This is a genomic window from Vibrio sp. 1F169, from assembly GCF_041439605.1.
Classification (GTDB): Bacteria; Pseudomonadota; Gammaproteobacteria; order Enterobacterales; family Vibrionaceae; genus Vibrio; species Vibrio tasmaniensis_A.
Genome location: NZ_JBGOOI010000023.1, coordinates 46,819 through 61,830, shown reverse-complemented (window position 1 = coordinate 61,830; position 15,012 = coordinate 46,819). Strand labels below are relative to the sequence as shown.

Below are 15,012 nucleotides of genomic sequence, written 5' to 3'. Positions count from 1 at the left end.
ATCTGTAGGATCGTTCAACTGATCAGGAAAATGCTTAAATGATCAGTGTTAGCTCTATAGCGGGCGTTTTTTATATCTGTATACTGAAAACATCAGTCATCCAAGAAAACCTTCTATGCGCCTTCTATCCAGCTTACTCCTATGTGGTTTGTCACTGTGTAGCTATTCAATTAGTGCTTTCGAATACCTCCCTCTAGATAAACTGCCCGATGGCAGTAGCACAAGCTTGATACTGAAGTCATTGAGTGATGATTCGAGTGAGTTGAACACCAATAGCGATGGCTTTTACCCTCCCGCCAGTACGTTAAAGCTAGTCACCGCTTTGGCAGTCAAATTGGAGTTAGGAGATAATTTTAACTACACGACCAGCATTGCGCGTTCTAATAAAGATGTCGTGATCTCATTCAGTGGTGACCCTACACTACAAAGAGAGCATCTAAAAAACCTTTTAGATCAATATGCTAAATCGCAATCTAAAACAATCAAGGGCAACTTATACCTCGATAACTCAGCTTTTACTGGCTATCAACGAGCGGTTGGTTGGCCTTGGGACATTTTAGGCGTTTGTTACAGCGCTCCCTCTAGTGCAATGACCTTAGACAGTAACTGCGCACAAGCCTCTATTTATACAAAAGATAACGGTACAACACGCGTATATATCCCAGCTCACTATCCGATAGACGTGACAACCTCAGCAGCCACGGTAACTCGCTCTGGCCAAAAGGCAACGCAATGCGACCTTGAGCTTATTACTACCCCAGATAACACTTACAAGCTCTCTGGTTGCTTAGTTGAGCGTAAGAAACCACTGCCGCTCAAGTTCGCGATTCAAAATCCAGAGCTTTACACCTATCAAGTCGTTACATCGATTCTTAAAGAACTGAGAATTGAAGTAAAAGGCAATGTGGTCGTTGGCAAAAAAGCTAAAGCAGGCAAAAGCACGTTAATCGCAAGTCACAGCTCAGAGAAACTTCCCGAACTGATTAATATCATGCTCAAGAAATCAGACAATCTAATAGCAGACAATCTAACTAAAACGCTGGGTGCGACATTTTATGTTCAACCGGGCAGTTTTAATAACGGCACTGAAGCGATAAAGCAGATATTACTGACCAAAGCCGATATTGACCTAAGCCAAGCACAGTTGGTCGATGGTTCTGGGCTATCCAGAAATAACCGCATGACCTCGCAAACCATGGCTCAAGTGCTTCGTTATATCTGGGAAAACGACCAACAGCTCAACCTGATTGAGGCTATGCCTACATCTGGTACTGATGGCACGCTCAAATACCGTCAAAGCATGCGAAAAGCACCAATCCAAGGCAACATTATTGCCAAAAGTGGTTCTTTGTATGGGAGCTACAACATGGCAGGCTTTGGTTTAGATAAAGCGGGAAAACCAAACTCTCTATTTGTACAGTTTGTCCGTGATTACTTTCCTGACACACCAGATCCAGAAAAACCAGTAGAAGCACCCATCACCCAGTTTGAACGAGCTTTCTACACAGATGTAGTTGAATTCAGTCAAACACAGAGCAAACCTAAGTAATGTTCAACTCTGTTTAAGCTTCTACTTAAGCAATAAAAATGGCGCTGAAGATCTTGAATCTTCAGCGCCATTTTTGTCTCATAAGGTGCTTTTAGCTATTTTTATAAATGCTAAGCGATCCCTAAGAATGAATTAACCACAGTGAAGTAGATCCACATTCCAGAGATATCCACTATCGAAGCCAGTACAGGGCTCACTAACACAGCAGGATCAAGTTTGAAGAATCGAGCGACTATCGGTAACCCGCCGCCGAGTACAGTTGATATGGTCACTTGAATAAACAGAGCAACAGCAATCGCGTAAGCAATCATATTAATGTCGTAACCCCCCGTTGACTGGTTGTCACTGAACAATAAGATTCGGCCAACCATCACTAAGGCGATCGCAAGAGCTAAACAGATAGCAACTCTAAGCTCTTTCCATAGAACGTTGGCCCACTGGCGTTTCTTCAATTCCCCTGTGGCTAAGGCCCTAATGACCAAAGTCGCAGCTTGTGTTCCTGTGTTGCCACCCGCGGCAGCGATTACCGGCATATAAATCGCCAGAAGTACTAGCTGACTAAGAATGTCTTCATACTGAGCAATGATAAGCCCAGAGACAATGCCCAGCAGTGCTAAGGCAATGATCCAACCGATACGCTGCCTAACATGGCTAAGCACTCCAGTTGAAAGGTAACCTTGTTGAGGTTCAACCTCTGAGTAGATCAGCCCTAGTTGGTGAGCTAGATGTCGAGAGCGCTTCTCAAAGCCCTGCTCTTCTAGCTCACTAAGTAAAGTCTGAATCGTACTCAGAGAGCATTGCCCAAGCACTAACACCGCATCTTCAAGTGGCATACGGTTCAAAAGGTTAATTTGTTGCTCACGTCCGTACTGTTGAAAGGCATTCGATACAGCTTGGATGTCTTGCTCTGAGTACAGAGCTTCAATAGATAAAAAAGTGTTGTTCATTACCGTCATGGCGAATCTCCCGATTGGCAAAGGTAACGACCATCAAAACAAGTAGCCTATAGAGAGTACCCCGAGAGTATAAAGCGGTGTACACCAAGAGCGTATAGCTATATACATCAAGAACATACAACTAAGCGCACCAATAGCTTAAAGCACTGATGTGTCTACTTGTTAGAATCTAGAGTGTGGAAAAGAATGAGGGGGGAAACAAAAATACCCTACCTGAACGGAAGGATAATAGATCAATACCGAGACAGGTTATTCTTCTCCATTCAAACTAGGAGGATGGTCGGTATTGTTCATAAAAATCTCCAAAATTACTGTCAGCTCGACAGCGCGCATAGTGTAGCAATCCTGTAAAAAATTCTTCGTCAACTTTCTGTCAATAAATAGGGGCCTATAAAAAAGGCATCCGTAGATGCCTTTTCGTTAAATCATTGATGATTTAATATTACTTGATAGTAATACGAGCAAACTTACGCTTACCTACTTGGTAAACTGCAGTACCTGCTTCAGGTACGAATTTGCTGTCTTCAATCTTCTCGCCTTCAAGCTTAGCAGCGCCTTGCTTGATCATACGCATCGCATCAGAAGTCGAGTTTACAAGACCTGCTTCCTTTAGAACGTTCGCAATTGGCAGGCCTGCTTCGAATTCAAATTCAGGCATTTCATCAGGAACTTGGTTCTTAGCAAAACGGTTAACGAACTCTTGCTCAGCCGTTTCAGCATCTGCTTCGCTGTGGAAACGAGCAATGATCTCTTTAGCAAGAAGTACTTTCACGTCACGAGGGTTTTTGCCCGCCTCAACGCCAGCTTTCAGTTCCGCAACTTCTTCAAGAGGACGGAAAGACAGTAGCTCGTAGTAGCTCCACATTAGATCGTCAGAGATAGACATGATCTTACCAAACATCTCGCTTGGTGCTTCGCTGATACCGATGTAGTTGTGCGCAGACTTAGACATCTTCTTAACGCCGTCTAGACCAACAAGTAGTGGCATCATCAGTACCGCTTGTGGTTTTTGACCTGCTGCTTTTTGCAGTTCACGACCCATTAGAAGGTTAAACTTCTGGTCAGTACCGCCAAGCTCAACATCGCTCTCTAGTGCAACAGAGTCGTGACCTTGAAGAAGTGGGTACATGAATTCGTGGATTGCGATCGGTTGACCACCAGCGTAACGCTTTTTAAAGTCATCACGTTCAAGCATACGAGCAACAGTTTGGTTAGAAGCAAGACGAATCATGCCTTCTGCACCAAGTTCAGATAACCACTCAGAGTTGAAACGAATTTGCGTTTTCGCAGGATCTAGAATCTTGAATACTTGCTCTTTGTAAGTTTCAGCATTCTTCAATACGTCTTCACGGCTTAGCGGTGGACGTGTTGAGTTCTTACCTGATGGATCACCAACCATTGCTGTGAAATCACCGATAAGGAACGTCACTTCATGACCAAGCTCTTGGAAAGCACGAAGCTTGTTAAAGATAACCGTATGGCCTAGGTGGATATCTGGAGCGGTTGGATCGGCACCCAGTTTAATGCGTAAAGGACGACCTTCTTTTAGTTTCGCAATCAGTTCGTCTTCTGGAATCAGTTCTTCTACGCCACGTTTGATCTCGGCTAGTGCAGCTTCAATACTCGCCATTCTTGTTCACTCCCACAGATTTGGCAAAAATATAATAATTAGACATCTTACTTGAATAGCGATGTATTTTGAAACCAGTTACACTATTCCGTCGTCTATTTTCATAATATTTACAGAACGAACCGGAACATGTTGTCTATTTTTGCACGCCTTCCCATTTTGCACCGGGCATTTATCGCATTTTTTAGTGCCGTAATTTTTATCGCTATTTTCTTACTCCCCGACGTCAACAGCTTACGTGACGATACGGGAGCTTTAGTCGTTGGAAAACACTACCCACTGACGATCAGTACATCAGCACTTGTTAGCTCAAGTGACGCACCACCGACGGCAGTACTCAAATGGGAGAAATACACCGTTCGCTCTGGCGAAAGCACCTCTGTTTTATTTGAACGTATTGGCCTTTCATACCGTTTACTGATCACTCTACTCAATACCAATAATGATATTAAGAAGCAGCTGTCCAATCTAAGACCTGGCGACGTATTACAATTCGGCTTTGATGAAAACAACGACCTTATTCAGTTGAAGCGACAGCTTAGTGCGTTTGAAAGCTTCAAGATCACTAAGTCTGGCGATTCATTCTCCTCTAGCTTCGACAAAAAGGAAGTGGCCTACCAATACAACTATGCCGAAGCCAACATCACGTCTAACTTCTGGAACGCCGGCGTCAATGCAGGCCTAACTGCAAACCAAATTATGGAACTGGCGGGCATCTTCGGTTGGGATATCGACTTTGCGTTGGATATTCGCAACAACGACAGCTTTAAGATTTTGTACCAAGAGAAAGTCGTTGAAGGCGAAGTGATTGGTCGCGGCAAGATCATGGCGGCAGTATTCAAAAACCAAGGTGATTCATTTACCGCGGTATTAGATGATAGAAGCGGCAACTACTTCGATGAAAATGGTCGTGCCATGAAGAAAGCCTTCTTGCGCTCACCGATTGATTTTCGCCGTGTAACATCGAACTTTAACCCTCGTAGAAAACACCCAGTAACCGGTAAGGTTCGAGCTCACCGAGGCACCGACTACGCAGCCCCTGTTGGCACACCTATCTGGGCAGCCGGTGACGGTATTGTTCAGAAATCGGGTTACAACCAATTCAATGGTAACTACGTGTTCATTCGCCACAGCAACACCTATATCACTAAATACTTGCATATGAAGCGACGTATGGTGAAAACAGGTCAGCGCGTAAAACAAGGCCAAACCATTGGTACTTTGGGCGGTACAGGCCGTGTGACTGGCCCGCACTTACACTATGAATTCTTGGTCAATGGCGTACATAAAAATGCGCGAACCGTGAAATTACCGCAATCTAAGTCGTTAACCGGTAAAGCAAAAGCAACCTTTATTGCCAACTCAGAGATTCGACTGAATAACCTTGAGCGATACGGCCAGTTACTAGCGACTAATTAGGCAACTAGATACCAATTAGGTTAAGAGCCCTATAAACCAACGAAAAGAGCGCCCACCAAGGCGCTCTTTTTTATGTTCATCGAACCACTGTATCTACTATTTTTCAGGCTTCTTATCTCGCCCTAGCATTAATAGACAAGGCGTCAGCACCAAGGTTAGTACCGTTGCAAATGCCAACCCTCCCGCAATCGCCGTAGCGAGTTGCGACCACCATTGGGTACTCGGCGCGCCAAACTCTATTTTTTGGTTAATCAAGTCGATGTTCATCTCTAATACCATCGGCATCAAGCCTAAGATCGTAGTCACGGTCGTCAGCATCACTGGCCTTAAACGCTGGACACCAGTTCTTAGAATTGCGTCGCGCTTATCTAAGCCTCTTTTGATTAGTTGATTATAGGTATCAATCAGCACGATATTGTTGTTCACGACTATACCTGCCAGTGCAATCACCCCAATACCGGACATCACGATACCAAACGGACGTTGGAAGATAAGCAGACCAACAAACACACCAACCGTAGAGAACAGCACCGCACTCAGAATCAGGAATGCTTGATAGAAACTATTAAACTGAGTAATCAAAATCAACGCCATTACTGCAAGAGCAACCATGAATGCACTTTGTAAGAAGGCAGAAGAGTTTTCTTGCTCTTCATTTTGACCACGGATACGAAATTCTACGCTACTCGGTAGCCCCAATTCACTTAACGCTTGCTCAATCTTTGGCAGTTCGAGGGCAAGGTTATAGCCCTCTTCCATATCCGCCATGATGTTCACTACGCGCTTACCATCGAGGCGTTTAATCGTATCTTGCTTGTGGTCGGGAACAATCTGAGCAAAGTTGGTGATCGGCACCAAGCCAGCCGGTGTTTTGACTCTCAACTGGTCAAAGCGTCCGATATCTCTTTTATCATTAGGGTAACGCACCAAGATATCGACCTCTTCTGATGAGTCATCAGGCAGGTAATCACCAATTTTGAGACCATTGGTAACGAATTGAACGGTATTACCCACCAAGGTCGCATCAGCGGAAAAGCGCGCGGCATCGTCTCGGCGAATATCCACTTTCCAATCAATGCCATCTTTGCTTGCTGTATCACTGATGTTAGTCAGAGCTTGATTACCATCCGCCCAGTTTCTTACAATTTTTGCAGCCTGATTCAGCTGATCTGGTGTTGTTGCTGACAGCTCAATCACTAAATCATTTTCAACCGGAGGCCCTGCATCTGGAAACTTATATTCAATCTCAACACCAGCGTATTGATCGGTTTGCACCTTTAATTCATCAATAATCGCTTTAACACTACGACGATATTGCCAATCAACAGGAGTAATCGAGATCAAGCCAATCTGGTCGTCCCCGCCCGTGCGTGTGTAAACAGTATCGAACTCATCATGATTAAGCATCATTTGCTCAATATCGCGCATGATGTCATCTTTTTCTTGAATAGAAAGATCACCATGCGAGCGAACTTTGACATTAAAGAATGGTGGATCAACTTCAGGGAAGAACTCAGCACCTAGGCCCGCTTTGGAGTAAGTAAAACCAACTGCAACCGCGAGCAATATCGCACTGAACAGAATCTTAAATGGGTGTTTAATCGCAATCGAAAGCGTGTGGTAGTACACTTTAGTTAAACCTGTGGCTTGTGAAAAATCACCATTATGCAGTGCCACCATTCGAGCTTGGCTTTTGGGCGATACGTATTGAGGTTTGCCAATCAAGCCACCTAATACCGGTACAAACAACAACGCCATAATCAATGAAGCGGTTAGCGTTGCAATCAGTGTTAGTGGCAGAAACTTCATGAATTCGCCTGTCACATCAGGCCAAAACAGTAACGGAGCAAATGCAGCTAAGGTTGTCGCTGTCGATGCGGTTATCGGCCACGCCATCCGTTTCGCTGCGTCTCGGTAAGCTTCTTTTCTACCTTCACCTTCTTGCATTCGCCTATCGGCAAACTCGGTAACAACAATTGCGCCGTCGACCAACATACCAACGGCCATGATCAAAGAGAACAGAACCACAATGTTGACGGTTAGACCAAACACAGACAACACCAACAATCCCGTGAGGAATGATCCAGGTATTGAAATTCCAACCAATAACGCGGTTCGAACACCAAGAATGGCGATGATAACGATCACCACCAAAATGATGGCAGATAAAATATTGTTTTGAAGATCGTTGAGCATGATCTTCACATCTTTAGATTCATCCCAGGTGTATTTAACCAATAAGTTATTGGGCCATTCCGCTTGTTGTTGAACACCAGCCATAACCGCTTTAACTAACTCTACGGTTTCGATGATATTTTCACCCGCACGCTTCTTGATATCCAAGACCACCGCAGATTTACCATCTAAACGGGCAAAGCTTTCAGGATCTCGAAACGCTCGACGAACCGTGGCCACATCACCAAAGGTTACAACCTGTTTACCATCCACTTTGATAGGCAACTCAAGTACGTCTTTTAAAGAGTTAAACACCGAAGGAACTTTGACTGAGAAACGTCCGTAGCCAGTGTCAACAAAACCAGCGGCGACCACTCGATTGTTCAGAGCGATCAGGTTATAGATATCCGCTTGATCTAAGCTGTAGCTCTCCATCAACAGCGGATCGACAATGATCTCGACGATGTCATCGCGATCGCCCGCAATATCGACCTCTAGAATTTGGCGATAGCTTTCGAGCTTGTCCCCAAGCTCTCGAGCAATTTGCACTATGGTGCGCTCAGGAACGGTACCAAACAGAACAACTGACAACACTGGCTGCTCAGACGCGAGCGTCACCTCATTCACGGTCGGCTCATCACTGTCTTCTGGTAATTTTGGTTTGGCTAAATCGACAGCATCACGCACATCAGCCATCGCTTTGGTGAGATCAACGCCAACATTAAACTCCAACACAACTGAGGCGTGGCCTTCTGCTGCGGTTGCGGTCATCTCTTTTACGCCTTCAATCGACCTCAGCTCTTGTTCTATCGGTCTAACCAATAAGCGTTCTGCATCGGTTGGCGAAATACCTTGGTGCCCAACAGAAACGTAGATAATCGGGATGGTAATGTCGGGGCTCGATTCTTTGGGGATCGTGATATAGGTAACGACACCTGCGACCAATATGAGTGCCAAAAGAGAGAGCATTGTTCGAGCGCGAGACAAGGCTGCATCAATAATTGAATACATCGGTTATCTCCTACTCTGCGGTTACGTTAGAGAGTTCAGCACCTTGCTTAACAGCAATCACAGAATCACCATCACGCACAAACCCTTGGCCTACAGTTATAATATCAACTCGCTGACCTAACCCTGTGAGCCAAACTCCATCTTGTTCTGCCTTTACTAGCTGAATACCTATAAATTTCACGGTTGGTGAGTCGTCAATTGAAACCAAAGTTTTGACCCCAAGATTACCGGCCTCATCCAGTGCCAGCATCGCAGGTGTTATCTTGATAGCATCTCTTGTTTCTAGATTAAGGGTGACTTCAGCACTAACACCCGCAGGTAACAGGCCATCTGAGTTGTCGATTTCAATCTCAATAGGGAAGGTATTGGTTGAGGCAGAAGAGATTCGAGAGACGTAACGCAGCCGACCTTCCGCTTCTTCTCTCCCTAACAGGCGAACCAAAGCAGATTGATTGACTAACAAATGCTGGATATGACGTTCACTGACATCGGCTTCGATGACCAGAGGGTCAAGATCAATCACACCCGCAACCGGATCGCCGACGCCTACGAAATCGCCAAGCTCAACCATCAAGTCTTGAACCACACCGGAGAAAGGCGATGTGATGACTGTATTTTTTAGAGCCAGTTCAGCATTACGCTTCATAGCCTTCGCTTCAGTTAACGAAGCCTCAGCTGTGGTGTAGGCTATCTCGCCTTGCAGCCCTCTTTTTTTCAGCGACTGCGCCGCTTTGAATTCCTTCTGCTTCAAGCGATATAAAGCAGAAGCTCGCTCTAGCTGAATCTCTAAGTCACCTTTATCTATCTGAGCAATGGCTTGCCCTACTTTAACCGTATCGCCTTTCACAACGTTCAACCTAACAATCTTGCCCGCGACTTCCGCTCCCAATCGAGCATGCCTATCGGGTGCTGTGCGACCATAAAGATCTATGGTTTTAAAGGTGGGGGATGAAGTGAATGTTTGAAAGGAAACCTTAGCCAACGGAATTTCTGTCGCTTTTTTTCTGGCGACTCTTCCGCTTGCCCCACTCCTAAACCAAGCCAAATCGACAACAGTACAACTAGAACCAGAGAAACCAACCACGGCTGCTTCAGTTTCTGAAAAAATGGAGAGTTAGAAAATAGAGTGGGCATAGCAAATCCTTTTGTCCGATGTGATTGAGGCGCGCTAATTAGCTTAACACCGTCATATGCAACATCCTGATGCACAGAGGTAACTTTAACAGACCCACACCCAACGAAGTTGGACGCTATCGACAGTTTAAAAAATATGGCGTTTACTATAAAGCAAATGAATAAGGTTAAACTTAAGCATAACCACCCAAAATAACCTTGGCGTACATGCCTAGAATAAGTCGACTTACTGTCTGTTTTGTATGGTGTATTTTTTACAAACAAAAACACCGAGCATTGGCTCGGCGTTTAAAATATTTCTAATGTAGCTTTCCGTTCAAGCTACCTTTCGTGCACGCTAAACGCTAAATGATGCGCCACAACCACATGTTGTTGTCGCGTTCGGGTTGTTCACAAAGAAACGTGCGCCTTCTAGGCCTTCAGTGTAATCAACCATGCCGCCCATTAAGTACTGTAGGCTCATTGGGTCAACAACCAGCGTCACACCGCTATTTACAATGGTAGTGTCGCCATCATTTACTTTTTCATCAAATGTGAAGCCGTATTGGAAGCCACTACAACCGCCGCCTGTAATGTATACACGCAGTTTTAGCTCTGGGTTTTCTTCTTCAGCAATTAGCGTTTGTACGCGGGTAGCTGCTGCATCAGAAAAAGACAATGGGATATTTACTTCGCTCACGACAACCTCTCTTACCTGTGTCAAAAACAACATGATACAAATCTAAATCGAGACCATAGTTGTTGAGTATTTTCTTATATTCTGGTGATTATCTAATACCTGACTGAAACGTTCAAGTATTCACCACAGGATCGTTCCTTTTACTGCTGTAAACTCGCCAATATCTGACAATTAAAACGCGTAACCACACAAAACAACCAGATTCGGGTGATTATATCAGCGAAGGCATTCCTAGTTGGATTCCGGATAGGTACAATGCGTGCCAATTGGTCCGACAGTCAAAAGAGGATATATCAATGACCAAATCAGCAGAGCTGTACGAAAAAGCACAGCAAACTATTCCTGGTGGCGTAAACTCTCCAGTTCGTGCATTCAATGGCGTAGGTGGTTCTCCTATCTTCGTTGAACGCGCTGATGGCCCACTTATTTTTGATGCTGATGGTAAAGCATATATCGATTACGTTGGCTCTTGGGGTCCAATGATCCTTGGTCACAACCACGTTGTTATTCGTGACGCTGTTATTGCAGCAGCTCAACGCGGCCTTAGCTTTGGTGCTCCAACCGAAACTGAAATCAAAATGGCTGAACTTGTATCTGAGATGGTTCCATCAATGGAACAGCTGCGTATGGTGAGCTCAGGTACAGAAGCAACAATGAGTGCGATTCGTCTCGCTCGTGGTTTTACTGGTCGTGACAAAATCCTTAAGTTTGAAGGTTGTTACCACGGCCACGCAGACAGCCTACTTGTAAAAGCAGGTTCTGGCGCACTGACTTTAGGTCAACCAAGCTCTCCAGGCGTACCGGCTGATTTTGCGAAACTAACGCTAACTGCAACTTTCAATAATCTAGATTCAGTACGTGAAATCTTCGCAGCAAACAAAGGTGAGATCGCGTGTATCATCGTTGAGCCTGTCGCGGGCAACATGAACTGTATCCCACCAGTAGAGGGCTTCCACGAAGGTCTACGTGAGATCTGTGATCAAGAAGGTGCATTGCTAATCTTTGATGAAGTAATGACAGGTTTCCGCGTTGCTGAAGGTTGTGCTCAGGCTTACTACAACATCAAGCCAGACTTAACGTGTCTTGGTAAAGTGATTGGCGGCGGCATGCCAGTGGGTGCTTTTGGTGGTCGTAAAGACGTGATGCAATACATCGCACCAACGGGGCCTGTTTACCAAGCAGGTACGCTTTCTGGTAACCCTGTTGCAATGGCTGCTGGCTACGCATGCTTGAATCTTCTGAGAGAAGAAGGCAACGAAAAGCGTCTAGCGTCTAAAACTAAGCAGTTGGCAAATGGCTTCAAGCAACTTGCTGACAAGCATGGTATCCCTATGCTAGTTCACCAAGTTGGTGGTATGTTTGGTTTCTTCTTCACAGACCAAGAAACGGTAACGTGCTACGAAGATGTAACTAAGTGTGATGTAGAACGCTTCAAGCGCTTCTTCCATCTAATGTTAGATCACGGTGTTTACCTTGCACCTTCAGCATTCGAAGCAAGCTTTACTTCTCTTGCTCATGGTTCAAAAGAACTGGATGCAACACTAGAAGCTGCTGACCGCTCTCTTGCGATCATTGCTGCTGAAAGCAAATAATCGAAAGCACTTTATAAGTCGCTAACCGATTGAATTTAGGGCTGCATTAGATGCAGCCCTTTTTAGGGCGTGTTGATCTTTCGAGCTGATTTTTGCAGCGAGTTGCTGGGTATTTACACAAGGCAGAGGCTTTGATGTGTAGCTAGCCTACATGAGAAGCCGATAACGCAGTAGAAATGACCAGCAAACGCTGCCCGAAGGGTTCGGCTAAAAGCGTTTTACTCTTTGTTGAGGGAGATTTGCTTAGAATGACTAGGCTACTTCCCCCTCGCCGCGATTAAAACGCTTTTATCTCGAACAAAATTTAACCACGAAAGGTCAACACGCCCTAGTACGTTCAAGTAATCAACCGCGGATATCTCCGCTTAATTACCCGTCAATTTATTCGAAAACCTAACGAAAAACGTCTAACGTTCCCAGAAAAGAAAAACCAACAACATCAGCGTACCTAGGAACATTCTGAACCAAGGGATCTCTTTTTTTATTTGCTGTTCTTCGTCTTGGCATTTCTTATCTTTATTACAGCATCCCATTATCAAAACTCCTCATTGCTAACTCTCTGTTTTGCAGCCATTATAAACTCAGAACGCAAATATAGAGACCATTAACGTGTCAGAAAAACTCAAAATCAATACCAGCCACTGGGTGATCATCATTGCCCTACTTGCGGCGGCTTATGCTTGTTACTTGCTTATAGAGCCGTACGTCAACTCAATCGTGATGGCCTTTATCATTTCACTATTGATGTTCCCGATCCATGAGTGGCTTGAAAAAAAGCTCCCGAATAAAGAAAACATCGTCTCTCTGCTATCTTGTGTGATTCTGACTTTCATTATTGTTATCCCTTTATTGGCAGTATTCGCAGCAATTGTTCAGCAAGGCTCTCTGTTCTCTCAGAACACCTACCAATGGGTGACCCACGGCGGTATTCAGACTCTGTTTGCACACCCACTTGTGGTCAAAGCGCTGTCGTTTGTGAATAACTACCTGCCTTTCGACAACATTGAGCCCCAAGCCATCGCACAGAAAGTCGGAGAATTCGCGACAAGTTTTGGTTCTAAACTGGTTGGTATCAGTGCGAAAATCCTTGGTGATGCGACCAACTTCTTAATGGATTTCTTCTTGATGCTGTTTGTTCTGTTCTTTTTATTAAGAGATCACGACAAAATCATCAGTGTGGTTCGTCATATTCTTCCGCTATCTCGTAGCCAAGAAGACAAGCTCCTCACTGAGATTGAGCAAGTTTCTAAGTCTGCAGTTATGGGCTCATTCTTAACCGCAATAGCGCAAGGTTTTGCGGGTGGTTTAGGTATGTGGATTGCTGGTTTCCCTGGGTTGTTCTGGGGCACTATGATGGGCTTTGCCTCTTTCATCCCAGTGGTCGGTACTGCTCTAATCTGGATCCCAGCCGCAACCTACTTATTCCTAACCGGCGATACCACGTGGGCAATTTTCCTAACGGTTTACTGTGTCGCGATTGTTGGCTCAATTGACAACCTGTTGCGACCACTGTTGATGCAAGGCAGTGCAGGCATGAATACCCTAATGATCTTCTTCTCACTGTTGGGTGGTATTCAACTTTTTGGCCTAATTGGTCTTATCTACGGCCCACTGATCTTTGCTATTACTATCGTTCTTTTCAATATTTACGATGAAGAGTTTAAAGACTTTTTAAACCAGCAAGACAAGAGTTGATCAACTGTTCAGCAACTTGGTTGCCGAACCCGTATTAAACACTTCAAGCTTTGGGCGGATTATGCGAAAATCCGCCCTCATTTTTTGCTAACGATTCAATAGAGTGTCCTATGTCAGCTTATATTGCCCCAAGCCAAATTGCTGAGCGCCAACTTGCCTACTTTGAAGGCAAACATGTTTTAGTTGCCGGTGAGGCTGAAGACTTATTCCCTGTTGAATTAGCGAAACATTGTGAATCAGTCACCGTGTTTACTTCTAATTACAGCTACTACCGTCAATTAGAAGGCTACAACACCATCCAACGTTTTTATGGTGCGGAGTTTACCGAAGAGACCAAAGCCGATTTAGTGATGCTGTACTGGCCAAAGGCCAAAGCGGAAGCGGAATTTCTGCTGGCGATGTTATTTGCCAAGCTAGGTAAAGATACCGAGATTGTCGTAGTTGGCGAAAATCGTTCAGGTGTTAAAAGTATCGAGAAAATGTTCGCTCCTTACGGCAAAGTCGTGAAATACGACTCAGCGCGTCGTTGTTCTTTCTACTGGGGTCAATGCTTCGAGCAACCACCAGCCTTCAACCTGCAAGAGTGGTTTAAAACCTACACGGTTAACATTGGTGAACAATCACTAACCGTGAAAAGTCTTCCAGGCGTCTTCAGTCATGGTCAATTTGATGTTGGTAGCCAACTATTACTTGATACCCTGCCAAAACTGAAAGGTAAAGTACTGGATTTCGGTTGTGGTGCAGGCGTATTGGGCGCGGTAATGGCATCTCGTCACCCTGATATCGAACTGGAAATGTGCGACATCAGTGCATTTGCCGTGGCGTCTAGCCAAGCAACGCTAGAAGCGAATGGTTTAACAGGTAATGTCTTCGCCTCAGATGTCTACTCTGACACATCAAAAGATTACCAATTCATCATCAGTAACCCACCATTCCATTCTGGTTTGGATACAAGCTACAGTGCGACTGAAACCTTACTTGCTCAGGCTCCTAACCACATGAAGCGTTCTGGTGAGATGATTATTGTTGCGAACAGTTTTTTAAAATACATTCCAATTATTGAGCAAGCTTTTGGAAAATGCGCGACTCTAAATAAGACCACCAAATTCGCGATCTATCACGCAAGCAAATAGCCTATCTAACACAGCGCAGGGTCAATATCTGCGCTGTCT

General features: G+C 44.8%; 10 protein-coding genes and 1 pseudogene. 5 read left to right on the top strand and 6 right to left on the bottom strand.

What is annotated here, in order from left to right; translation table 11 throughout:
- Nucleotides 1-115: 115 nt before the first annotated feature.
- Nucleotides 116-1,549 (top strand): serine-type D-Ala-D-Ala carboxypeptidase, encoded by a 1,434-nt coding sequence (gene dacB / locus ACED53_RS11350; protein ID WP_017101807.1) that lies wholly within the window; start codon nucleotides 116-118, stop codon nucleotides 1,547-1,549.
- Nucleotides 1,550-1,659: 110 nt separating this feature from the next.
- On the opposite strand, the gene ACED53_RS11345 is transcribed toward dacB, so the two are convergent.
- Both ACED53_RS11345 and tyrS read right to left on the bottom strand, forming a co-directional pair.
- On the bottom strand, nucleotides 1,660-2,505 hold the full coding sequence (locus tag ACED53_RS11345) for a magnesium transporter (protein WP_029225591.1): 846 nt from the start codon (nucleotides 2,503-2,505) through the stop codon (nucleotides 1,660-1,662).
- 442 nt (nucleotides 2,506-2,947) lie between these two features.
- Nucleotides 2,948-4,135, bottom strand: coding sequence for a tyrosine--tRNA ligase (gene tyrS, locus ACED53_RS11340; protein ID WP_017101809.1), 1,188 nt, complete (start codon nucleotides 4,133-4,135; stop codon nucleotides 2,948-2,950).
- 129 nt (nucleotides 4,136-4,264) lie between these two features.
- Here tyrS and ACED53_RS11335 point away from each other — a divergent pair, with 129 nt between their 5' ends.
- The gene (locus ACED53_RS11335) at nucleotides 4,265-5,554 is read left to right on the top strand and encodes a peptidoglycan DD-metalloendopeptidase family protein (RefSeq protein WP_017101810.1); all 1,290 of its coding nucleotides are present in this window, start codon (nucleotides 4,265-4,267) and stop codon (nucleotides 5,552-5,554) included.
- 96 nt (nucleotides 5,555-5,650) lie between these two features.
- Here the strand turns inward: ACED53_RS11335 and ACED53_RS11330 are convergent, their stop codons facing one another.
- From ACED53_RS11330 to erpA, 3 genes and pseudogenes are all read right to left on the bottom strand, one after another.
- Nucleotides 5,651-8,740 (bottom strand): efflux RND transporter permease subunit, encoded by a 3,090-nt coding sequence (locus ACED53_RS11330; protein WP_017101811.1) that lies wholly within the window; start codon nucleotides 8,738-8,740, stop codon nucleotides 5,651-5,653.
- A gap of 10 nt (nucleotides 8,741-8,750) precedes the next feature.
- Nucleotides 8,751-9,874: pseudogene (locus ACED53_RS11325) on the bottom strand (efflux RND transporter periplasmic adaptor subunit).
- A 337-nt stretch (nucleotides 9,875-10,211) separates the two neighbouring features.
- Nucleotides 10,212-10,553 carry an iron-sulfur cluster insertion protein ErpA gene (gene erpA, locus ACED53_RS11320; RefSeq protein ID WP_004734539.1) on the bottom strand — a complete coding sequence of 114 codons (342 nt, stop codon included), beginning with the start codon at nucleotides 10,551-10,553 and terminating at the stop codon, nucleotides 10,212-10,214.
- Between the two features lie 296 nt (nucleotides 10,554-10,849).
- Here erpA and hemL point away from each other — a divergent pair, with 296 nt between their 5' ends.
- Entirely contained in the window at nucleotides 10,850-12,145 is a 1,296-nt protein-coding gene (gene hemL / locus ACED53_RS11315) for a glutamate-1-semialdehyde 2,1-aminomutase (RefSeq protein WP_012604713.1), read from the top strand.
- A 407-nt stretch (nucleotides 12,146-12,552) separates the two neighbouring features.
- Here the strand turns inward: hemL and ACED53_RS11310 are convergent, their stop codons facing one another.
- A complete protein-coding gene (locus ACED53_RS11310; protein WP_009847557.1) occupies nucleotides 12,553-12,678 on the bottom strand; it encodes a hypothetical protein in 126 nt (41 codons plus the stop codon).
- Nucleotides 12,679-12,754: 76 nt separating this feature from the next.
- On the opposite strand from ACED53_RS11310, the gene ACED53_RS11305 reads away from it, so the two are divergent.
- Together ACED53_RS11305 and rsmC are read left to right on the top strand one after the other, a co-directional pair.
- On the top strand, nucleotides 12,755-13,840 hold the full coding sequence (locus tag ACED53_RS11305; protein WP_004734536.1) for an AI-2E family transporter: 1,086 nt from the start codon (nucleotides 12,755-12,757) through the stop codon (nucleotides 13,838-13,840).
- A gap of 110 nt (nucleotides 13,841-13,950) precedes the next feature.
- The gene (gene rsmC / locus ACED53_RS11300; RefSeq protein ID WP_012604714.1) at nucleotides 13,951-14,973 is read left to right on the top strand and encodes a 16S rRNA (guanine(1207)-N(2))-methyltransferase RsmC; all 1,023 of its coding nucleotides are present in this window, start codon (nucleotides 13,951-13,953) and stop codon (nucleotides 14,971-14,973) included.
- Nucleotides 14,974-15,012 lie beyond the last annotated feature (39 nt).

Excerpts from the sequence above, each read along its gene's own strand:
- dacB (WP_017101807.1), top strand. The coding sequence starts at position 116 with ATGCGCCTTCTATCCAGCTTACTCCTATGTGGTTTGTCACTGTGTAGC.
- ACED53_RS11345 (WP_029225591.1), bottom strand. The coding sequence starts at position 2,505 with ATGACGGTAATGAACAACACTTTTTTATCTATTGAAGCTCTGTACTCA.
- tyrS (WP_017101809.1), bottom strand. The coding sequence starts at position 4,135 with ATGGCGAGTATTGAAGCTGCACTAGCCGAGATCAAACGTGGCGTAGAA.
- ACED53_RS11335 (WP_017101810.1), top strand. The coding sequence starts at position 4,265 with ATGTTGTCTATTTTTGCACGCCTTCCCATTTTGCACCGGGCATTTATC.
- ACED53_RS11330 (WP_017101811.1), bottom strand. The coding sequence starts at position 8,740 with ATGTATTCAATTATTGATGCAGCCTTGTCTCGCGCTCGAACAATGCTC.
- hemL (WP_012604713.1), top strand. The coding sequence starts at position 10,850 with ATGACCAAATCAGCAGAGCTGTACGAAAAAGCACAGCAAACTATTCCT.
- ACED53_RS11310 (WP_009847557.1), bottom strand. The coding sequence starts at position 12,678 with ATGGGATGCTGTAATAAAGATAAGAAATGCCAAGACGAAGAACAGCAA.
- rsmC (WP_012604714.1), top strand. The coding sequence starts at position 13,951 with ATGTCAGCTTATATTGCCCCAAGCCAAATTGCTGAGCGCCAACTTGCC.